The organism is Paenibacillus aquistagni (assembly GCF_900177815.1).
Classification (GTDB): Bacteria; Bacillota; Bacilli; order Paenibacillales; family Paenibacillaceae; genus Paenibacillus_B; species Paenibacillus_B aquistagni.
Genome location: NZ_FXAZ01000007.1, coordinates 210,039 through 230,525 on the forward strand (window position 1 = coordinate 210,039; position 20,487 = coordinate 230,525).

20 protein-coding genes and 1 riboswitch are annotated in these 20,487 nt (G+C 46.7%); of the genes, 4 read left to right on the forward strand and 16 right to left on the reverse strand.

The annotated features are described in order from the left end of the window. Positions 1–232: 232 nt before the first annotated feature. Both sda and B9Y93_RS20780 read right to left on the reverse strand, forming a co-directional pair. The gene (gene sda / locus B9Y93_RS20775) at positions 233–382 is read right to left on the reverse strand and encodes a sporulation histidine kinase inhibitor Sda (protein WP_085497821.1); all 150 of its coding nucleotides are present in this window, start codon (positions 380–382) and stop codon (positions 233–235) included. Between the two features lie 313 nt (positions 383–695). Next, positions 696–1,358, reverse strand: coding sequence for a YheC/YheD family protein (locus tag B9Y93_RS20780; protein WP_085497823.1), 663 nt, complete (start codon positions 1,356–1,358; stop codon positions 696–698). 268 nt (positions 1,359–1,626) lie between these two features. Between B9Y93_RS20780 and B9Y93_RS20785 the strand changes: the two genes are divergently transcribed. After that, positions 1,627–1,833, forward strand: coding sequence for a hypothetical protein (locus B9Y93_RS20785; RefSeq protein ID WP_085497826.1), 207 nt, complete (start codon positions 1,627–1,629; stop codon positions 1,831–1,833). A gap of 229 nt (positions 1,834–2,062) precedes the next feature. On the opposite strand, the gene B9Y93_RS20790 is transcribed toward B9Y93_RS20785, so the two are convergent. Beyond that, the gene (locus B9Y93_RS20790; RefSeq protein ID WP_085497828.1) at positions 2,063–2,422 is read right to left on the reverse strand and encodes a HesB/IscA family protein; all 360 of its coding nucleotides are present in this window, start codon (positions 2,420–2,422) and stop codon (positions 2,063–2,065) included. 286 nt (positions 2,423–2,708) lie between these two features. Here B9Y93_RS20790 and mqnE point away from each other — a divergent pair, with 286 nt between their 5' ends. Beyond that, the gene (mqnE, locus tag B9Y93_RS20795) at positions 2,709–3,818 is read left to right on the forward strand and encodes an aminofutalosine synthase MqnE (RefSeq protein WP_085497831.1); all 1,110 of its coding nucleotides are present in this window, start codon (positions 2,709–2,711) and stop codon (positions 3,816–3,818) included. A gap of 321 nt (positions 3,819–4,139) precedes the next feature. Further along, positions 4,140–5,219, forward strand: a complete 1,080-nt coding sequence (locus B9Y93_RS20800; RefSeq protein ID WP_085497834.1) for an NAD(P)/FAD-dependent oxidoreductase — start codon at positions 4,140–4,142, stop codon at positions 5,217–5,219. Between the two features lie 39 nt (positions 5,220–5,258). Here B9Y93_RS20800 and B9Y93_RS20805 read toward each other — a convergent pair whose 3' ends face one another. Beyond that, positions 5,259–5,513 carry a YuzB family protein gene (locus tag B9Y93_RS20805; RefSeq protein ID WP_085497837.1) on the reverse strand — a complete coding sequence of 85 codons (255 nt, stop codon included), beginning with the start codon at positions 5,511–5,513 and terminating at the stop codon, positions 5,259–5,261. A 90-nt stretch (positions 5,514–5,603) separates the two neighbouring features. Between B9Y93_RS20805 and B9Y93_RS20810 the strand changes: the two genes are divergently transcribed. Beyond that, positions 5,604–5,849, forward strand: a complete 246-nt coding sequence (locus B9Y93_RS20810) for a NifU family protein (protein ID WP_085497840.1) — start codon at positions 5,604–5,606, stop codon at positions 5,847–5,849. Between the two features lie 158 nt (positions 5,850–6,007). Here the strand turns inward: B9Y93_RS20810 and B9Y93_RS20815 are convergent, their stop codons facing one another. From B9Y93_RS20815 to B9Y93_RS20870, 12 genes are all read right to left on the reverse strand, one after another. Then, positions 6,008–6,808: an SDR family oxidoreductase gene (locus B9Y93_RS20815; RefSeq protein ID WP_085497842.1), complete on the reverse strand. Its 801-nt coding sequence runs from the start codon at positions 6,806–6,808 to the stop codon at positions 6,008–6,010. A 171-nt stretch (positions 6,809–6,979) separates the two neighbouring features. Continuing rightward, positions 6,980–7,417 (reverse strand): GtrA family protein, encoded by a 438-nt coding sequence (locus B9Y93_RS20820; RefSeq protein WP_085497845.1) that lies wholly within the window; start codon positions 7,415–7,417, stop codon positions 6,980–6,982. Between the two features lie 20 nt (positions 7,418–7,437). After that, positions 7,438–8,292, reverse strand: a complete 855-nt coding sequence (locus B9Y93_RS20825) for a diguanylate cyclase domain-containing protein (protein ID WP_085497848.1) — start codon at positions 8,290–8,292, stop codon at positions 7,438–7,440. Further along, entirely contained in the window at positions 8,289–10,379 is a 2,091-nt protein-coding gene (locus tag B9Y93_RS20830; RefSeq protein ID WP_085497850.1) for a cellulose biosynthesis cyclic di-GMP-binding regulatory protein BcsB, read from the reverse strand. The genes B9Y93_RS20825 and B9Y93_RS20830 overlap by 4 nt, the downstream gene beginning before the upstream one ends. A gap of 16 nt (positions 10,380–10,395) precedes the next feature. Next, positions 10,396–11,646 carry a glycosyltransferase family 2 protein gene (locus B9Y93_RS20835; protein ID WP_085497852.1) on the reverse strand — a complete coding sequence of 417 codons (1,251 nt, stop codon included), beginning with the start codon at positions 11,644–11,646 and terminating at the stop codon, positions 10,396–10,398. A 10-nt stretch (positions 11,647–11,656) separates the two neighbouring features. Then, a complete protein-coding gene (locus tag B9Y93_RS20840; protein WP_085497854.1) occupies positions 11,657–13,201 on the reverse strand; it encodes a hypothetical protein in 1,545 nt (514 codons plus the stop codon). A gap of 31 nt (positions 13,202–13,232) precedes the next feature. Continuing rightward, positions 13,233–14,729, reverse strand: a complete 1,497-nt coding sequence (gene wsfD, locus B9Y93_RS20845; RefSeq protein ID WP_085498017.1) for a glycan biosynthesis hexose transferase WsfD — start codon at positions 14,727–14,729, stop codon at positions 13,233–13,235. A 37-nt stretch (positions 14,730–14,766) separates the two neighbouring features. Continuing rightward, a complete protein-coding gene (locus B9Y93_RS20850) occupies positions 14,767–15,804 on the reverse strand; it encodes a hypothetical protein (protein WP_244903521.1) in 1,038 nt (345 codons plus the stop codon). 138 nt (positions 15,805–15,942) lie between these two features. Beyond that, a complete protein-coding gene (locus tag B9Y93_RS20855; protein WP_085497860.1) occupies positions 15,943–16,953 on the reverse strand; it encodes a glycosyltransferase in 1,011 nt (336 codons plus the stop codon). Between the two features lie 432 nt (positions 16,954–17,385). After that, positions 17,386–18,234, reverse strand: a complete 849-nt coding sequence (locus B9Y93_RS20860; RefSeq protein WP_085497863.1) for a MetQ/NlpA family ABC transporter substrate-binding protein — start codon at positions 18,232–18,234, stop codon at positions 17,386–17,388. A gap of 96 nt (positions 18,235–18,330) precedes the next feature. After that, on the reverse strand, positions 18,331–18,999 hold the full coding sequence (locus tag B9Y93_RS20865; RefSeq protein WP_085497865.1) for a methionine ABC transporter permease: 669 nt from the start codon (positions 18,997–18,999) through the stop codon (positions 18,331–18,333). Continuing rightward, positions 18,999–20,024, reverse strand: a complete 1,026-nt coding sequence (locus B9Y93_RS20870; RefSeq protein WP_085497867.1) for a methionine ABC transporter ATP-binding protein — start codon at positions 20,022–20,024, stop codon at positions 18,999–19,001. The genes B9Y93_RS20865 and B9Y93_RS20870 overlap by 1 nt, the downstream gene beginning before the upstream one ends. Before the next feature lie 222 nt (positions 20,025–20,246). Continuing rightward, a riboswitch (SAM riboswitch) is annotated at positions 20,247–20,393 on the reverse strand. Between the last annotated feature and the right edge of the window lie 94 nt (positions 20,394–20,487).

Here is a 20,487-nt window from a genome sequence, read left to right on the forward strand (position 1 = left end):
TTGAACCCAAGCCGCGATCGTGGCAAACGGGAAGATTATGTTGGACCTTATGCTCCTTATCAAGAAGAAGTTCGGATTGCAGCAGAGGGAGATGCCTCATACGAATTATACGGTTCTAATTCAGACTCGTGTGTGCATATCCTATACTGTGAACATTGTCATACGATGACGTACATTGACGCACTTCACCTAGACATCGAATCATAAAGTCTCGTGGTAGATTCTATATCTGTTAGTGAACTACCTGTACAAGCCGGATGGTTGGATGCAGGCCGCGTCTTTGAATTTCTGCAAGGAGCAGCGCGATAAATTCCTCATCCAAGTTCAGCTGTACAGCCTGATAATAGGAATCGACCAATAACTCATCAGACAGCAATGCCATATCACTCACAACCTTTCCTATTATTTCTTGCAGAAACATCATAGCATGACCAAAAATCCAAGAACAAGCGTTCTGTTATCCACAGGAACATGTGGAAAAATTGTGCATAATTTGTTAACAACTGTCGATATCCTATCTTTACCGTGGGTTAATAATGTGGATAGCCTTATCCACAGCCTGTGATCCATCTGGAATAATAAGTAACTTTAATTGCAATGCCTAACTTAACAAATAAAATCTATCATTTGTGATGTATTTAGAAGATGAATAAGAGATTGCTAGAACGCTTGCTGGCCTGCTGAGCTGGACAGGCTTATTGCGGTCTTGTGTTTACTTCAAAGATCCACATTCTGCCGCTGCGGTCAATGCCATAATCAAAGCCCAATTGCCCAATCCCAGGATATTTGGATTCTAGGATCGAGGTGCAGATTCGAGTTACCCGGCGCATCTCAGCTTTCTTCGAGCGCACAGAGCGTCCAGATATGGAGCGTCTGATTCCTTCCCCTGCAGTAACCATATACCCACCTTTGCATAGGTTTGTAACAAACAGACCTCTTTTTGCGACTCGACCGACCAAAGATCGAAAGACCCACTTCCCTCTCGTTTTAACGACTTTTACACGATAATCGATTGGTCGGCCGCCTACTGTTGCAAGTCGAACACCTCTTTGGATCAGGTATGAGCGCTTGCGCTTGGCTTGGGACAATGACTTGTAGAGCCCATCAAAGCTTTGAAAAGACCGCGTCTTGGCCATATACGTATAACGATAGGTGCCGTCTTCTTTCGTAACCTTGATGACGCCCGCCCCGCCCCCTCCTACGACAGGCTTAATGACGACGAAACCGTATTTATTTAGCATCTGATGAAGATTCGAGCTGTTATACATCCGTGTGGCAGGCACATAGGATGCGACGCGTGGGTCTGACAAGAGCGCTTCTGTCTTCAGCCATTTGCTGGCCAGCTGTCTTCCTTCCATGCGAATATCCCCTTTCAGCGTTATACTTATACATACTCATCTTCCTTCTTCTATTCTTGTATGATTGTCCACGGCGAACGCCTTTATTTTGATAGAAACCGCAATCCTTGCAATAGCTTGCTAGACTAATAGCGTGCAGCCCACAATATCTAATAGTTGGCAGCGTCATGAAATAGCCAAGATTCAAGCTTGTCATTACCAAGTAATGGATGGTATGTTAGTACCAAATGAGGATAAGGAAGTTCGGCTTCACTTGGGGGGAAAGCATATGCTAAGCGCTTCCGTAATGGAGGTATTGTATTGGATTGCCATTGTGAGCATGGCTGTCGTGCTCGTACTCATTAATGCAGGGATCTTTGCGATCAGCATTCGCTTTTTGAAGCAGCGCAAGCTTCCGCTCGGCATCGGTGCCTTTTTGTTTTCATTATTTTGCTTTTATTTGATCAGCCTGATGTTCAAGCAGACCTTTTTATAAGCTAAGCAGCCGGCGCAATGCTGACCGATTGAGCAACTATGCCATATAGGCCATTCTGCCGCATTCGAATTTAGAAGAATACAAGCAAGAGATGCCCTCTTGCGAGCAAGGATTTCTTTTGCTTGAGCACAGCCTCAACACAAAACAAGCCCCCTAATCCAACTAAGGATCAGGGGGCTTCATCACGCATTATTCATGTATTTTCGCATCAACACGCAGTTTCAATCCATTAATCGTCGCATTTCTCCGCTTTGCCCGCAGCTGTCGCTGTACGGAAGGAAGATCCGCAGCCGCATGTCGCAATGGCGTTCGGATTCTCGATGGTGAATCCACCCGACATTCCGGACTCCTTGTAGTCAATCTCAAGACCTGCCAGATGCGGGATGCTCTCCTTGTCGACAACAACCTTCATGCCATGGCTCTCGAGATGCACGTCTTCACTGGTCTCTTCATCATCAAAGCCCATGCCGTATGAGTAGCCGCTGCAGCCTCCAGGACGCACACCAAGACGCAAGAACATGTTCTGATTCTCTTCTTGCTCGAGCATTTCCTTAATCTTCTGTGCAGCCAAATCGCTGATTGTGATCATCTTAACATCCCTCCTTCTATTTCTAAGTATAACCATCCTGCGAATTCCACACAAGAGAGCATCTATTATGGAAAATGATGCCGATTGTCTTCCCTGGATGTATTGCCCGTTATTAGAGGCAGGAGTATAATGAATGTGTTGTACATGTGATTGGTTTCACTGTATTTTTTGAAAAGAGCGTTATCGTACTTTTTTGACATCCATTCTCTGCCTGCCCGGTAGAGTATTTCTTTTGAACGTCAGCAGAATAGAGTTCGATACAATTCGCGCTAGGAGGTACTACTTAATGACGACAGCTTTATGGACACGTCATGCAGATCCGCGCATGTCTGAGATTGCAGACAAAGTAGAACGCGGTGAACGCTTGACGCTCGAAGACGGCGTATATTTATATGAAAGTGACGATATTTTGACCCTGGGACAATTAGCCAATCTGGCCAACATGCGCAAGAACGGCAAAAATGTCTATTTTATTGAAAATATGTCCCTTTACTTCACAAATGTATGTGAAGCGCACTGCGCCTTCTGCAACTTCCGCAAGGATGAAGGCGATGAAGGTGCCTATACGCTGTCTGGGGAAGAAATGATCGCTTACGTAGATCAGCATATCAATCCTAACGTTCAGGAATTTCACATCGTTGGCGGACACAACCCGCATGTTCCTTTTCAATACTATGTGGATTCGTTAAAAGCGCTGAAAGAGCGTTATCCACAGGTCGCGCTAAAGGCATACACAGCGGCAGAGATTGATTTCTTCACCCGCATCTCCGGACTCAGCATCGAAGAAGTGCTGCGCCAGTTGATTGATGCTGGCCTTGAATCGTTAACAGGCGGCGGTGCCGAGATTCTTTCTGATGAATACCGCAAGAAGATGAGAGTCGAGAAGGCTGGCGTTGAGCGTTATCTTGAAGTCCACCGCACAGCCCATCAGCTTGGTCTTAAGACACACACGACAATGCTGTACGGCGCCATCGAGACGCATGAGGATCGTGTACGCCATATGATCCACATCCGTGAGCTCCAAGATGAGACGAATGGATTCCTTGTCTTTATCCCATTGTCCATGCAGCCTAAGAGTCCCAAGGCAAGCATCAAGCGCCGCAACTCGGCTTATGAAGACCTTAAGACGATTGCGATCAGCCGCCTTATGCTTGACAACATTCAGCATATCAAAGCCTACTTCATCAACATCGGCACACAGCTCACTCAGCTCTCGCTTACCTTCGGTGCTTCCGATGTTCATGGTACGCTCGTAAAAGAGCGGATCAGCCACTCCGCAGGCGCACTCACGCCTGAAGGCTTAACTCGCGATGAGCTTGTCTGGCTGATCAAGGGTGCCGGCCGTACGCCAATCGAACGCGATACCTTCTACAATGTATTAAAAGTGTATGAATAATAGAAGAGCGGGCCTGATTCAGGTCCGCTTACGACTGTGTTCAGCAATAACCGCTTGTACAGCCTTCTAGATCGAGGGCTTCCAGCAGGCTGCATCGGAGATGATGGATAAGCTTGAGCATGCTCCATATTATCCATCACCCGTTAAATATATATAGCTTTCTACAGTGTCAGCTCAGGAAAGAGATAAGCTACTCCTAGATCGTAAACTGCACCTAAGAAGAGAAGCAGCATTGGATAAGGATAAGGAGCCGTACTGATCATGATCCGCAATACATTGCGGGAACACAAGTGAATCGGCATCTTGGGGGGAATATCTAATATGAAGCGTTTTGTAGTGTGTGGTGGAGGGTATGGGGGCCTTGCAATCATTAATCGTCTCCTTGAAGGAGGCCTTCCTTCTGACGTTGAGATTACGCTGATTGACCGCATGCCATATCAAGGATTGAAGACCGAATATTACGCACTTCTCGCAGGTACCGTAGCAGAAACGGAGATTCGGGTTGCTTTCCCGAACGATCCTCGCGTTATCATTCGCTACGGCGATATTACGAGCATTGATCTAGAACAGCAGCTCGTTCACCTTGATCATGAAGAGTATCCGGTCATTCCTTATGACCAGCTCGTGATCGGCCTTGGGTGTACAGATCGCTATCACGGCATTCCGGGAGCAGAGACCTTCGGCAACAGCATCCAATCGCTTGCTGAGACACGCCGAACCTATCAGCTCGTCAACGATATTAAGCCATACGGCCAAGTATCAATCATCGGCGGCGGCTTAAGTGGTGTTGAGGCGGCGGCTGAGCTGCGTGAGAGCCGTCCGGACTTGAACATTCGCTTATGTGATCGGGGACCGCGCATCTTGTCTCCATTTCCTGAGAAGCTGTCTACCTTCGTATCCTCATGGTTCCATGAGCATGATGTTGAGCTTCGCAGCCATATCAACGTCGTGAAGCTTGAGCAAGGAGTTATCTATAACAAGCGTGAAGACGATTATGAAGAGATGGATTCCGAGGTAACGGTATGGACCGCTGGCATCCAGCCAGTCGAGGTTGTACAGAATCTTCAAGTGGAAAAGGATCCCCAAGGAAGAGTAAAGATCAATGTATACCATCAGATCCCTGCTCATCCTAATGTATTCATGGTTGGGGACTGTGCGAGCCTTCCCTTATCGCCAAGCGCACAAGCAGCAGGCGTGCAAGGCGAGCAAATCGCAGATGTCGCGCTTGCGCTATGGAAAGGCGAGACACCGACGCTTGGCCGCATTAAGCTGAAGGGGACACTTGGCTCACTCGGCAAGAAATCCGGCTTTGCCATGCTCGGGAAGCATCCACTGGTTGGATATGTCCCTCGTGTCATCAAGAGCGGCGTGCTCTGGATGTCCAAGCATCACTTTGGATAATCGATTAAGCGGCTAGACATATTAAAGGGAGCAGTGATATCAATCGATATCAAGCTGCTCCCATTGTTTTATTTGTTCGATTTCATCTAAGATGCGCGTTCTTAGCTCATCGACTGTTTCAGCTGCTACAATCTCGCCATTCACATAAGCAAAGGGAAACATGTAGCATTCACCGCAGTTGCCAAGACAGCCGTACTCGATGACGTCATAATCTGGATTCTGCTCCAACTCCTTCATGAGCACATCCGTGCCATGATGCATGTTGTTGACGCAGAATTCGATGATCGGCCTCATTGACAGAATCCTCCCTTTACGCTTGTCTCTTTGAATTACGCTAGCTTTATAATATAATAAAAGAAGCAATGATGAAAGGAGTTGGACCTAATGAGTGAAGCTACACAAAACGGCATGTATGATGACGTGCTAGAAGTGTTGGATAAACTTCGTCCGTTCTTGCAGCGCGACGGCGGTGATGTTGAATTGGTTGACGTGGAGGACGGTATCGTCAAGCTGCGTCTGATGGGTGCATGCGGAAGCTGCCCAAGCTCAACCATCACGCTTAAAGCAGGTATTGAGCGCGCATTGATGGAAGAGATCGAAGGCGTACAAGAAGTCGTACAAGTATTCTAATGCCTTCTCCATCCTAGATGGAAGTAAAAAGTGCTGCTAAGCCCAGAGCTTAGTCAGCACTTTTTTTGTTTTTGATTCATGCTGGCTCATTCTCCGTCACAAAAACGTTAGCAGCTGCTATAAGCTGTAGAGATCAACCCAATCATCGAATACAAGGATTATCGCTTGCTGCCTAGAGACGGCTTCTTCTCAATAATCGCCCGAATCGGGTCCAAGCCCCCAGATACGTCAATCATATTGCCTGTAATAAAGTCCGACTTCTCTTCGCATAGAAAGTGAATGACACGAGCAATATCCTCGCCTGATCCGGGTCTTCCGCGAGGTGATTCCGCATCTGCCCGATGAGCCACTTCTGCAATCGTACGCTCCTTGTCCATGCCGCGAATATCCCCTGGGCACACCATATTGACCGTAATCCCATGCGGCGCCTCCTCTACAGCTAGTGTCTTCGTAAAGGACACTAAGCCTACCTTGGCAGCAGCATATACGGCGCGATGAGGCCATGCCCTTGCTTCTGCAGCATGTCCGAACCCATAGTGTATCACTCTTCCCCATCCTCTCTCTCGCATCGCGGGCAAGAGCAGATGATCAAGCAGCATAACACCTGTTAAGTTTCCATTTACAATATAAAAAATCTCTTCTTCTGTATAATCGACAAACTCTCTGCGTTCACGAATAAAAGGACCGGCGTTGTTCACAACAATGTCCGGCATGACAGCATCTGTCTTGATCGTATGCACCATTCGCTTCACATCATCTGGTCTTGAAATATCGGCTTGAATGCACGCACATCGAACCCCCATGCCTTGAAGCTCTCGCATCAGTTCCTTCGCTTCCTGTTCGCTATGTACGTAATTCAAGATGATGTCGCAACCCGATTCAGCCAAAGTCAGTGCTGTCATCTTCCCCAGTCCTTTGGCACTCCCCGTAATGAGAGCCGTTCTTCGCTCCTTATCCACGCACGAAGCCCCTCCCTTGACTGAAGATCATCGTTTCCATATTCAGTATAAAAGATTTGACTTGCAAGAACAACATAACGAAAAAAGGCAGAGACGCTACGGATAGTCATGACTACTCCATAACGTCTCTGCCTGAATCGCGACTATGACGGGATTCCTTGCCCAGCAAGATTACCCTGATGATCTTGATAACATGGAGGATTCCGCGCTTGCAGCAGCCGGCTTAAATACCCATAGGCGGCTGCCAACGAAGTTCAACACAACGCCAATAAGCGTAGCGGCACCTTTGCTCCATAAGATCGCAGCCCCCAAATGATGGTGAAGCAGCCAGATGACAATGGAAGTCACTACAAGCGTTATCGCATTTAGAATGACAAACCGAGCCAACCCCTTCAGCAGAGGTCCTTCCTGCTGCTTGAAGGTCCATTTGCGATTCATGAAGAAGCTGTTCAGCACCCCGCAGCTGTATGCCGCTGCTTGAGCAAGAAGCCAAGGCAGCTGACACCAGGCAAGCAAGGTAAAGACAGCAAAGTCAACGCCGGTATTCACCACACCCACAAGACCAAACGTGACAAACGAGCGCAGTGATTGCAGCTTCTCATTGTGCATTCTGTGCCTCTCCTTCTATTCTATACATCGTACTCCATCTTCTGGCGCGCCTTCTTGATGAAATCAAGCGGCGTCGGAATCTCTTCCGGATTGTACTGGATGGTGCCAATTGTCAGCTTCATCTCGTGCTTATATTTGTTGGAGAACTCTATTGTGTTAAAAGACTCCAGCTTTTCCTTAAGACGATTCACCACTACATTTGCACCGTCCTGATCGGTAAAGAGAAGCAAGCCCCAGGTTGGATGATCGGAATTAAGCATGTACAAGGAGTCATTCATTCGAATGCTAGTTTCGCTAAGCTTGGAAATATCATATACCATCTCGGTAATCTGCGCTTCGCTTATCATGCGGCTTAATTCATCCCAGTGCTTCACAGTCATCACCAACAGCGTCAAGGGGATATGATATCTTGTCGACAGCGCCATGAAGATATTCGCGTCACTTTGAAAGGAGCGCGAATTCTTCAGATTGGTGCGCTCATCAATGGTAGCAAGCGATGCGTTTCGCTTCTGAAGCTGCTCCTTTTCCTCTTGCAGCTCACGATTGGCATACGTCAGCAAAGCAACAATGATGGTGAACACTGGTGTCATAATGAGCCAATAGTAATGATACGCCTGCAGCGACTCGCCTACAATAAACGTTTGATACAGCGTATAGGTACCGTATCCAAAAATAAACACAATATTGAGAATAAGCCCTACCATAATGCTTGTAAAGTAGGTCAGAATCGCGATCAGGAAGGACACATTCAATAGGATCATATTGATCAAGTAGCGGTCCTGATCCCCCGCCGTAAACACGATATGAATAAAACAGATGACAAACAGCAAAAGGAATGCTGCGTCCGACAGCAAGCTGCTCCGATAGCGCTTCATCGTTGTTCACCTGCTCTCTTTCTATACTTGCGAATCAAGAGAATAAGCGACAGCAGCACCATGATCAGAATCAGCCCCAGCACGACAACAAAGCCCAGTACATCGCTTCGCTCTGCAATCTGGTCGAGAATCCCGGCTGCCTCTTGTTCACTTTGCTTCTTAAAGCGGAAAGCTTGAATATTGCCATCAACATCCGTTACGACGCCATCGCCAAATACTTTCCATTTGGCCGCTTCCGTTGCAAGCAGATTCGATGCCAAATAGCTATACTTCGAACTCGCCCCGGTCACAGCAAGCCAGCCATAGCCGGGTGCATACGGCGATTCAAGGAGCTGCAGCGTTCCAATTCGCTTGCCATACTCCTCATCAATGCTCATCTTCTCGTTCGAGACAATTCGCGAGCCTTCCTCGCTGTAGCGAAAGAACAGCTCCTTATTGTGTTTTTTGATCCAAGGATTATCCATATATGAACCGATGGTAATGATGTTATAAGGCTCTAGCTTCTTATCCTCTGGCACTTGATTGGCATGATAGAAGATCACTTCTCCTGTGTTGGCTTCGGCATACTTGCCAAGCAGGTGAAACAGATTGCCGATTGTCAGATAATCATACGAATCCATCTTCTCTGGCAATAACACCGCAAGCTTATTGAAGCTCGCATCTCGTAAGAACGGATTCGGATAATTGTTGAACAATAAATCGGTACGATCCTTTGTGTTTAACTGAAGCATGGTTTCCTTCGTAATAAAAGCCCACGGCATCTGATCGGATATCTCAATGCAGCCCGCACTCTTGAGCTCTAGATCAAAGGCTACCGTAACTGAGAAATTACCTGAAATCTCCAAGTTCTTCGGGATCGTCAGCGACAACTGATCTTGATTCGACAGTTCCTTCGTCAGCTTCTTGCTCCCGATCGGAGTATCATTAATGAATATCGTAACCAATGACCGATCAAAATCAAGATTGTCGGAGTAGCGGAAATCGAGATTGATTTTGCTCGCATCAGCTATAAATCGGTTGGACGGCAGCGATACAAAATAACTCTTCTCCTGATGCATCATGCCCGTCAGCTTATCTCCCGTCTCGGTCAGGGTGACGTCACGACGAACCGTTACGTCTGGTGTATCCACGTCCGTATTCGCCTCCACCCATTTTTCAGCTGCATCAAGCTGTTGGACAAGGGTCTGGTTAGCAAGCAGGCGACCCGCCTTCTCCAGCAGCATCGGATCTTCCGATGTTACAATCAGCGCCGACTGGCTGGGTGTGTTCACAACTTTAATAAGTGCTTTGCTGTTGACGCTAACGCTTCCAAGCGCTGACTTCCATTTGTCTGGCAAATGATCATACAAAGCCACGATGACGACGGACTCCCGCTCGTCCAGCTTGGGATCTAGGAAGGGAAGCATAGGCACAGCAGCCTCTTCAGAGCGGCTGCTCTTCGCGAAGCCGGAAAGGGCATGGACAGCTGCCGCAAGCTCAGATGAATCACTGTCGCTTGGAACCCCAATCGCGCTTTTTTTCTCAGACAATGTATCAAGACCGACAAACTGTTGGTTGAATGCTTTGATGCTGGTGATCACTTCATTTTTCGTAAAGGTCGTTGTAGAAAAAGAGCTGTTGTACAGCACGAGCCAGCTGTCCCGCTTCTCCGGCGGCACACAGATTTGATCGGGCCGATTGGTCGTAATGTATCCTTCAAGCGATAGCGTGTTGCTGCCTTTGACCAATAGATCCTTCGGCACAGATACCGTCAGCGTCTGCTTCTTCTGATCATCGATAACGGGGCGGAAAGAGTAGAAGCGCGTTCCATTCATAGCAAGCGTAACGCTGGAATCTTCTCCTCTTGCAAGCTGTGTTGCCTGATAATCAAGATGAAGCGTAAGATCACTGACGTTCCAATAATCTTCAAGCGTAATATAAAGCGAGCGCGCCGCAGTCACGCCTGACAACGACACATGATTCGCTGTCAGCTTTGCATCGTAGATTAGACGATTGCCGCCTAGATCAGGAAGCGCATAGACCTGGCCACATGAGATGAACAATAGGAAAAAGCATAGAATGCTGGAGATTAGGGACCTCCGATTCATGATTTCTCCCCCCTTCTTAATAACGTTCGGTTTTGTACCATTTGACTTCTCGTTTGAATATTGAATCTTTAATGTAGTTGTATAAGCCATACGCCGCTACAACCATCCACAGCTGACAGTAGGATACATACATCAGCATAATAATCCATAGATTGGAGAGTCTCATCTCTCCTTTCTCGGTAATCAGCGTGACGAATGTGCCCGTGACGAATAAGATGACCGCAAGCAGCCATAAGAAGGAACTAAGCCCTGCAATGGTGGTATGAACATAGCCAAGCGCATGCAATATGAGCAGCACATCGGACATGACCAATGAAGTGAGCAGTAAAAAATATATCGACAAAAAGTACAAAAGATCAAAATGAATTCGCTTCGCGGAGCGATCAAAGAGCAGCGGTATATTTTTGACAATCACATATATATTGCCCTTCGCCCATCTTGTTCGCTGCTTGAACCACACCTTAAGCGTTTGCGGCTCCTGTTCCCAGGTCACAGACTTCGGCTGGAACTTAATGCGGTAGCCCATCATATAGATGCGGAAGCTGATCTCCGTATCCTCAGCGATCGCTTTGACATCCCAGCCCCCAATGCGTTCAATAATTTCTCGGCGCATAATAAAGTTCGTGCCCGGAATCGTGCACAGCTTGAACAGCTTCCAGCGCCCAGCCTGAGCCATCCATTGGAAGGACAGCGTCTCAATATTAATAAAGCGCGTAAGCAGGCTGGCATTGCGATTTCTTGTTCGGAACTTTCCGATTACAGCCCCTAAGGACGGATCATGGGTGATCTCGCCGACAAGGTAGCGAAGCGCTGTCTTCTCTGGTGTATTGTCTGCATCGTAAATGGCGATATATTCCCCTTTGCTCTGCTTGAAGCCAATGTTCAGCGCATTGGACTTGCCTTTGCCCCCGGTCACATTATCCGTATTAATAATGATCAGATTGCGAGTTGGGTTCTTGTCCTGCAGCTTCGCCAGCAGTTCACTGCTGTTATCGCTGGAATTATCATTAATGACGATAATCTCATAGCGATCATGCGGGTAATCCAGCCTCAATAGGGACTCCACCGTCTGAGTTATGACCTTGCCTTCATTGTGAGCAGGAACCATAATGGTGACAAACGGCGCGTCTTCAGGAAGCGGAGGCACCTCCCGTTTTTCATTCTCGATGTAATATAAGTAGCCTGCGATGATCAGTACCACGTTGACGAGCAACAAGGACCATATACTGACAACCGCAATCATCATCAGGATGTCTGCAACAGTCATGGCTGCCTCCTTACTTGTAATATTTCCGTTTGTACATGCGGTATCCAATAATAAGGAAACCGGTAAATACGATCAAAGTAATAAAAATAATCACGATGAAAATTTTGTTTTGTACGGTGAACCATTGTTCGAAGCTCTTCTCTTCTTGCTCCTTGTAGACATAATCACCGCTTGTCTCCTCGCGGCCTGCCTGAATGCCCATCCGTTCCCCATTGCGATACAGCGCTCCTCGTTCTGACTTCAGCTCATAGGCTGGGGTGCTTACAATATGGCTATCATTCTTGTAATCTTCAAATGTGATCCAGCTGCTTTTGAGCCTGTCTGCAATCGACAGAAGCTCTTCTTTCTGCTGCACCAAATCATATGTGAAGGCCGTATCCATTGGTAGCGGCTCAAGCAAGCGCTCGTCAATCAAATAACGCTTCAGAAAGGCAGGATCCATACTATATAAAGAAGATGAAAAAGCCACTGATGTATTGCTTTTGGACTTATACATCAGACGCTCATTCGGGAATAGAATTGCAGAATCAAAAAAGCTCATGCCTTCATCCGCATAATGCGCGTCATAGGTCCAATACATCTCCGTTCCCATGCCAAGTGCAATGACCCCGTCTTGCGCCAGTACGTCAATAAAGTGCTCCATCAGGTTGTATAAGCTTCGATCAAGATCTTGAATCGTAGAAGCAACAACCGGGGCGTTAACCACAATCGTCCCATTGCGGGATTGAACATAATTTAAAGCCTGTATATATCTCTTCATCGCAGGATAATCGGTATTGCTGAATACTGGACGAATACTCGCAATAAATGGAATGCCTGCCTCAAACAGCTCATCTGCTAATTGCTCAAGCAGCGCGAGATCCGAGAAAGGATAGATTTCCTTAAATACAACGTAATAATGAGATGGCTGGGAGGGTTGAAGCCAATCCTTCAACAAGTAGCTAATGGCCAGCTCGCTTAGCGTATCTTTTTCAAGAAATGGAACATACGCATAAGGCGCTACCCTCACTCCATATGGATAAGCTGCCTCAGCGTGATGCGCTTTAAGACTGCCATACCAGCTGTCCTCGCCCAAAGACGACGTGTACAGATACGGAACCTGAACGGAATTCTCCTGAAAGGGTCCAATCGACAGGTCAGCAGCTGCAGCTTTATCCATCAATTGCAGCCCTAGCGCCTGAGACAGCCTGTCCCTCGGCTTCTCTCCAATGAACAGCATCTCCCCTTGATAATGTTCCAGATCCTTCACGTATTCAGATGGCGTATCCCACATATCTGAACGGTTTTGGATTTCAATCAGCTTGTCATATTGTGTCAAGGTGCCTGGTTGGTAGGCAGCAAGCGATTCCACGGTAACCTGAACCTGAAACGATGCCAGCAGCCGCTGCAAAGCTTCTACGTTCCCTTCGCGCGAGGTTCCAAGTGCCAAGCTGTCGTATACAATCAGCAGGGAAGAAGGTTCAGGCTTAGCCTTCGCTTGAAGCGGTGCCGGCAGCATTAGCAGCATCGTCATCATGACCAATACGCTCTTGCGCCATCCTTGCTTGGCTTTCACACTGCATGCCTCCTTCCTCTATAACGGTTCGTCATGCTTTTTTCAGCGCTTCCGGCTTGTTTTGCCATAGATGTCTGCAGATCGCATCCGCTACAGCGGTTAACGTGACCAAATCAAACGCGGCCGTAAACAAAAATTCATGCTTGGACAAGTCTGCGTCCCCCGCGCCTATAATGGAAACGAAAATACCGGACAAGCCCATAAGCATGACCATCAGGATTAAGGGCAGTCTCAGCATGCTGCGTACATGCTTTGCCTTGATGGCTGCGATAAAGTGCGGCATATAAATACCTAAAATAACGAGCATCCAAATGACGATAAAGCCGAAGGTCTTCGGTGCCAGTGCTCGCTTCAGCTCACTATAGCCGGAGAAGAACGACGTTTGGGCGCCGAATGGCTTGCCAACAGACTTCTCGTAGTTCCCCATGGCAGGCGGACGAATCGTAAATGCATTTTTCGCTGCCAGATCCAGCATCTTGCCTGCTTGCTCAGGATGAGCAATATAATAGGTAAGAATGGATACAAATCCATAATGGCTGTAGAATTCATCCTCCAACAGACTGGAGTCCACATCAATTGTCGTATAAGGCTCATAATAGATGCTCTTGTTCAATACGGCATACTGCCTGTCAATGCCGAATGATTGCAGCGTCTCTTCGGGGTCCTCTGACTCCATAAGCACGCCTCGTGTCATGGCATGATATTTGTTGATATTGACGAACTCCTTTGGAATTAATACGTACGTAGCCACTCCTGCCAGCATTAAGCACGCCAAGGAAGAAGCCATCAGAACCCGATAGCTGCGCTCCTTGCGAACAAAAATATAAATAACAGCAATTACCGCGATAATAACCCCGACAGGAGCATTCTGCTGCTTGCTTGTCGTAAGCAAAAGCCCGCTAATAAAAAAGATGCCCATCATGGCGTAATCGTTGTATCGTTTCCGAAACATCAGAAGTCCTGAAGCGAACAAATAAATGAGCATGATCCAAACCATGCTTTCACTAAAAAATGAATTAAAGAAAGCCGTATAGGCAGTATCCGCAAATACAAACACGGACAATATCGCCACTATATAGCCATACTTGGCAGGCATCTTCCAAGTCAATGCCTCGACCATCAGATAAACGGCTGCGATATACAGCAGTGTCAAAATAGCGCCTTGAACGCGTATATCAAACACATGCTGGTCAAACCATTGATTCACCCAAATGGAAAAACGGATAAGCAGTGATTGTGAGGATGTCAGGGTTGCCCCATTCTCGTTGAAATATTGGAAGATTCCAAATTGCTTGTTGAAGTAGCCTAAATAGAGGCTGTCATAATCTGGGGCGTTAAAATATAAACCATTGCTATACAGCATACGAAAATAGTCTCCATTATCCGCCATGCCAATATAAGGCGGTATAAATAGAGCAATGATCGTGATGATGGCTACCAAAGAAGCCGCTAGCAGGGCAGGGGATACATAGCGACTATATTTCCTTATTGTATCTTTAAGCTTGTCCAACCTTTGGTGCCTTGTCATGCTTACCACCTGCCCTTCACGCTCGCCATACTGTTGATCAATAAGCATAAGCGAGCAATGCCATCAAATTATCAAAAGAGAAAGCCATCTCTGAGGAAGGATCTCCAAACCCTCCGTAGAACGAACTTGTCTGCTCATCAATGCGGAATTTCTCCATTTGCATGATGCTGTCTTTGTACAGCTCAGCATCTTGTAATACAGATCCAATCATGGCTGCAATTGCGTAAATCGCCGTTGATTGAATATCATTCATAGGAGCACCATCTTTGGTATATTTCCCATACAACGTGCCGGAACGCACCTTTTCCTTGACATATTCAATGCTCTCGGAACGATGCTGTCCTGCTTCTGCAAGCGACAGAATCGTCAGCAGAGATTCGACGGTATTAATGCCCTCCGAATCGTATGTATCCGTATCATAATGATATCTTGTCTCATAGAATGGGAATTCATTAGACAAATATCCACCCTGGATCACCTTCTCCATACGCTCGATCAAGCGCACTTGCTCAGAAGCGGAGATCGGAAGCAGTTTGAGTGTGGTCAAATCGATATAACACAGGGTCACAAAGTCATTTGTCATCTTATACTTCTCATCATAAAAATCGTATAATACCCCATCCCTGATGTTATGCTCAACAAAACGTGTGCCATAGACGCTGGCAAGAGTCTGAAGTTCTTGCTCGTCAAACTGCTGGCCTGCCTCATGCAGCGCTCGAATGATGCGCATATCATCCACGGCAGCATTGATCGTATAAGCGCGATCTTGCTTTGGACTATATCGATAGCTGAAGCCCGACGGCAGCTCAAATGTTTCTTTTGCTCGCTTCCATTCTGCTAAGAAGGCTTCCTTCTGATTCGTTAGGGCGTAATACCTCATCAGAATCCCCGCAGATTCGCTAAGCACCTCGTGTCCGGTGGCTGCCGGATCGGATTGAAGGGAATCTCGGAAGTTGGTATATACGCCATAAGGACCTGACATGCTATCTGTAATAAAATGTTCCGTCTCCTTGCGCTTTCTTTCCAACTTCATCCGATTCCCGTAATTCGATTCCGGCAATATGGTATGATTCATCGGCTTTGAAGCCTCATTTGGTATGTTGCCACAAGCTACAAGTACATTTAGCAACAAAATGACGCACATGAGGCTCGCCCATTTGTTATTACCCTTGTTTCCATTATTCAAAGCTGCACCCCAACCCTCATTCAGGTGTTATTTATGAACGGTTTCAAGCTCTTGTTGACTTGCTGTCGATGCACCTACAGAAGGCGGAATATTGCCTTCCCCCCTATATTGAATCGTATCCCGCACAATATACTGAGGTCTATTTTTGCTCTCATCATAGATTCTAGCGATGTATTCCCCCATAATGCCAAGAGAAAGCATTTGTACTCCACTAAACAAGGTGATTGCGGTCATCAGCGAAGTCCAGCCTCGTTCAACCATCGGCAGATGCAAAAGCTTCGCGCATAAAGAGTAGACCAATACCACAAAAGCAAGAACAACGGTCAGCATTCCCATGCGGGTAATAAGCTTAAGCGGCTTAGAAGAAAAAGAAAAGATGCCATCTGATGCAAATGCAATCATCTTGCGCAGCGGATACTTGGTCACGCCAGCCGCGCGTTCATCGCGCTCGTATTCCACGTAAGTTTGATTGAAGCCGATCCAGCTTACGATCCCGCGAATAAACTTGTTTTTTTCAGTCATTCGGTTGAATACATGCACGACTTTTCGATCAATTAAGCGAAAATCACCGGTATCGCGCGGAATTTCGGTGTCAGACATATACTGAAGAAAGCGATAGAACATGGAAGCAGTAACGAGCTTAAACACCGTTTCCCCTTTGCGCTTTTTGCGCTTGCCGTACACGACATCATAGCCTTCTTCCCATTTGACCAGCATCTCAGGGATAACATTAGGCGGGTCCTGAAGGTCTGCATCAATGATCACGACACAATCCCCTTCAGCTTGATTAATGCCAGCCGTTACAGCAGCCTGATGTCCAAAGTTCCTTGCAAAATTAATGATCTTTACCTGCGCATCCCGCTTCGCCAGATCGGTCAGGATGCTTAATGTCTGGTCTTTACTACCATCATTGACAAAGATAAGCTCATATCGATAACTTACAGCGCTCATCACTTCCGTTAAATCTACGTAGCAACGAAGGATGACCTCTTCCTCATTGTAAGCAGGAATCACAACCGATATGCAATTATCGTTCATTTATCTCCCACCTTAAGTAGTACTAATTAACTGTATCGATTAGGTCTTAGAACCTATCGACCTATCATAACATAGAGAACTAAATAAATTATGAAACATTAAAAACCATTACTTCAAAATTAATTCGTTTTTAACTTAAATATGGCCTCAACCAATATAACATATCATTTCACCGTGTATATAGACATATTATTACAATTTTCGTAGATCACAAATTATCTTTCATCATTTTCTGGTTTTTTTCAAAGGAAGTCAATCATTTTTCATTCATTTTTATGATTTTGTCGTAAGAAAAAAGTATAGAACAATAGAACCATTTTATTCCTTATATTCGACAATACGTTTAGATAAAAAAACAGCCTGTCCCCTATAGTAGAGAACAGACTGTCTTCCGCATCATCTTATGGAAATTATGACGCATGCTTTTCATGATTAAAATGCTGCGACAATAGCTCCTTTGTACTTTTCGTCAATAAATTGCTTCACATCATCAGACTGCAGGGCCTTCAGGAGCTTTTGAATCGCATCATCATTTTGGTTATCTTCACGTGTCACCAAGATGTTGGCATATGGAGAATCCTTATCTTCAATGAACAATGCGTCTGCTGTTGGGTTAAGATCTGCCTGCAAGGCATAGTTCGTATTGATCAGCGCAAAGTCAACTTCACCAAGAACACGTGGAAGCATTGCTGCCTCAAGCTCTTTGAACTGAAGGTTTTTTGGATTTTCGACGATATCGCGAAGCGTTGCAGTTAATCCTGCACCTTCCTTAAGCTTGATCAAGCCTTGCTTCTCGATCAAGAGCAATGCGCGGCCGCCGTTTGTAGGATCGTTTGGAATAGCAATCGTTGCTCCATCCTGCAGTTCGTCAATGGATTTGAGCTTCTGAGAATAAGCACCGAATGGCTCAACATGAATATTTCCTACAGATACGAGCTTCAAGCCTGCTTTGGCAACATGCTCATCAAGGTACGGCTTGTGCTGGAAGAAGTTCGCGTCAAGCTGCTTCTCATCCAACTGCACATTTGGCTGTACATAATCTGTAAATTCTTTGATTTCAAGCTCGATGCCTTGCTCCTTGAGAGCAGGCTCGATATGCTTCAGAATCTCAGCATGAGGCACAGCTGTAGCGCCAACCACCAATTTGGTCGTTGCTTGAGCGTCATTGCCTGCAGCAGCGCTGTTATCCTCTTGTGCCGGCTTATTGCCGCAAGCAGCCAGAAGAGCTACCAAAGTAAGAATAGATACGAAGAGCGTTAGTTTTTTTCCTGCGTTTTTCATCTAAGATTTCCCCTTTCAATGCAACGATAATTGGTGTTCGATATGACTAACTTGGATGAAGATATAAAAAGCTCGAAGCGAGCGATTTAACGTAATTTACTTTCTCGTATAGCGTTTGACAAAAGCATCACCAATCCACTGCAAGGCTTGAACCATCAGCACGAGTACGATGATTGCCACGACCATCACCGTGGCTTCGTAGCGCAGGTATCCGTATCGGATCGCTAGATCTCCAAGACCCCCGCCGCCGACAAAGCCCGACATGGCTGTATAGGACACCAGGGTTACAGCTGTAATCGTTAAGCCGGCTATGAGTCCTGGCATCGCTTCAGGCAGCAATACCTTGCGTACGATCTGCCAAGTCGAAGCGCCCATCGCTTGCGCGGCTTCGATAACCCCGCGATCCACTTCACGTAGCGAAGTCTCGACTAAGCGGGCAAAGAACGGTGCTGCAGCTAATACAAGAGCAGGAATTGTCCCTTTGATCCCAATTGAGGTTCCTACGAGAGTCTTCGTTAATGGAATGATTGCGATCATCAAAATGATAAAAGGCACCGAACGAAGAATATTTACGACAACGGATAGTACATTATGAATGATCTGCACCCATACCGCCTTCGATCGGCTTGTTAAATACAGGAATATACCAAGTGGCAGCCCAAGCAGCAGGGTAAACAGCACGGAGAAGCCCAGCATGCTCAGCGTTTCTGTGGAGGCCTTCGATACCTCGCTCCAGCTTATCTCATTCCATAGCTCTGCAAACATTAGGCCAGCACCTCCACTTCAAGTCCTTGTTCAGCGAGCGCTACTGCGGCATGCCGAAGCGCCTCTTCCTTGCCATCCATGCGGATGATCAGCTGACCATAAGGGACATCCTTCATGCGCGAGATTGTTCCTTGCAGGATCGCAAATTCAATACCTGCAGCGGACAGCACTCGATGAAGAATCGGCTCATAGGTTACCTCGCCAAGATAATGAATCTTCATAATCCTAGAATGAACCCCTTGCCCGTTCTTGAAGCTAACCCATGAGGACAGGTCGCCCAAGTGATTCTCCTCCATAATGAACTCTTGTGTCACCGCATGTGATGGCTTCAAGAATACATCAACCACTTTCCCCTGCTCCACGATACGTCCCCCATGAATGACTGCTACTCGATCACATATCGTTTGAATAACGTGCATCTCATGCGTGATCAGCACAATTGTAATGCCAAACTGCTTATTGATCTGCAAAAGCAAGCTTAAGATGGACTGGGTCGTCTGTGGATCAAGCGCTGACGTCGCCTCATCACACAACAGTACCTTAGGATCATTTGCCAAGGCCCGCGCGATGCCTACCCGCTGCTTCTGGCCGCCTGAGAGCTGTGCCGGATATTTATCCCGGTGCGCTTCCAAGCCTACCAAGCGAATCAATTCATTCACCTTGGCATCCACCTTGTGCTTCGGTGTATTCACCAGCTGCAAAGGGAAGGCAATGTTGTCGTAAACCGTAGCGGATGACAGCAGGTTAAAGTGCTGAAAGATCATCCCGATTTTGCTTCGCTGCTGCTGAAGCTCTTTTTTGTTCAACTGCGTTAATTCGATACCCGCCACCTGAATGCTTCCTTCTGTTGGCCGCTCGAGCAAATTCATGGTGCGAAGCAGCGTACTCTTCCCTGCTCCTGAATGTCCAATAATGCCGTAGATCTCACCAGCTTCTATGTGAAGATCGATGCGATCCAAGGCGAGCAGACCTTCTGTCTTGCCCTTGCCTGGGTAGCGCTTCGATAATTGTCTAATTTCAATCAAGGTGCTAACACCTTCCTTCCTTGTGTTATCATGTGCATTTCACGGGCAACCCATCAATCTAACGAGGGTCAATTGAAATGCCCATTTCCTCCAATCCCAACTCGTCTCATCTCAGCAAGCGATTCACGCGAATTGCCTTATTCATGCAAAAACCCCCTTTTGGCAGCTGCCAAAAGGGGGTTCCTCGACGATATCAAACATGCGAAATAAGGATGCTCCCTTTTCTCATCTGCCAAGACACATACGTGTCTTGAAGGAATTAGCACCATAGTCACCGTGCAAGCATGCATTGCAGTAATGCATGTCCGGGCTCGCACGATCGGTTGCCGGGCTTCATCGGGCCTGTCCCTCCGCCTCTCTGGATAAGAAAAAATGGTTGATTTGAAGTTAATTCACAGTATATAAGACGGAATTAAGCATGTCAACATACATTTTTTAACTTTTTGCAAGTTTTCTGAATTTT

Bases quoted from the DNA above. Each gene is read 5' to 3' on its own strand.
- sda (WP_085497821.1), bottom strand. From the start codon at position 382: ATGGCATTGCTGTCTGATGAGTTATTGGTCGATTCCTATTATCAGGCT.
- B9Y93_RS20780 (WP_085497823.1), bottom strand. From the start codon at position 1,358: ATGGAAGGAAGACAGCTGGCCAGCAAATGGCTGAAGACAGAAGCGCTC.
- B9Y93_RS20785 (WP_085497826.1), top strand. From the start codon at position 1,627: ATGCTAAGCGCTTCCGTAATGGAGGTATTGTATTGGATTGCCATTGTG.
- B9Y93_RS20790 (WP_085497828.1), bottom strand. From the start codon at position 2,422: ATGATCACAATCAGCGATTTGGCTGCACAGAAGATTAAGGAAATGCTC.
- mqnE (WP_085497831.1), top strand. From the start codon at position 2,709: ATGACGACAGCTTTATGGACACGTCATGCAGATCCGCGCATGTCTGAG.
- B9Y93_RS20800 (WP_085497834.1), top strand. From the start codon at position 4,140: ATGAAGCGTTTTGTAGTGTGTGGTGGAGGGTATGGGGGCCTTGCAATC.
- B9Y93_RS20805 (WP_085497837.1), bottom strand. From the start codon at position 5,513: ATGAGGCCGATCATCGAATTCTGCGTCAACAACATGCATCATGGCACG.
- B9Y93_RS20810 (WP_085497840.1), top strand. From the start codon at position 5,604: ATGAGTGAAGCTACACAAAACGGCATGTATGATGACGTGCTAGAAGTG.
- B9Y93_RS20820 (WP_085497845.1), bottom strand. From the start codon at position 7,417: ATGCACAATGAGAAGCTGCAATCACTGCGCTCGTTTGTCACGTTTGGT.
- B9Y93_RS20825 (WP_085497848.1), bottom strand. From the start codon at position 8,292: ATGAAGCGCTATCGGAGCAGCTTGCTGTCGGACGCAGCATTCCTTTTG.
- B9Y93_RS20830 (WP_085497850.1), bottom strand. From the start codon at position 10,379: ATGAATCGGAGGTCCCTAATCTCCAGCATTCTATGCTTTTTCCTATTG.
- B9Y93_RS20835 (WP_085497852.1), bottom strand. From the start codon at position 11,646: ATGACTGTTGCAGACATCCTGATGATGATTGCGGTTGTCAGTATATGG.
- wsfD (WP_085498017.1), bottom strand. From the start codon at position 14,729: ATGACAAGGCACCAAAGGTTGGACAAGCTTAAAGATACAATAAGGAAA.
- B9Y93_RS20850 (WP_244903521.1), bottom strand. From the start codon at position 15,804: ATGAATCATACCATATTGCCGGAATCGAATTACGGGAATCGGATGAAG.
- B9Y93_RS20855 (WP_085497860.1), bottom strand. From the start codon at position 16,953: ATGAACGATAATTGCATATCGGTTGTGATTCCTGCTTACAATGAGGAA.
- B9Y93_RS20860 (WP_085497863.1), bottom strand. From the start codon at position 18,234: ATGAAAAACGCAGGAAAAAAACTAACGCTCTTCGTATCTATTCTTACT.
- B9Y93_RS20865 (WP_085497865.1), bottom strand. From the start codon at position 18,999: ATGTTTGCAGAGCTATGGAATGAGATAAGCTGGAGCGAGGTATCGAAG.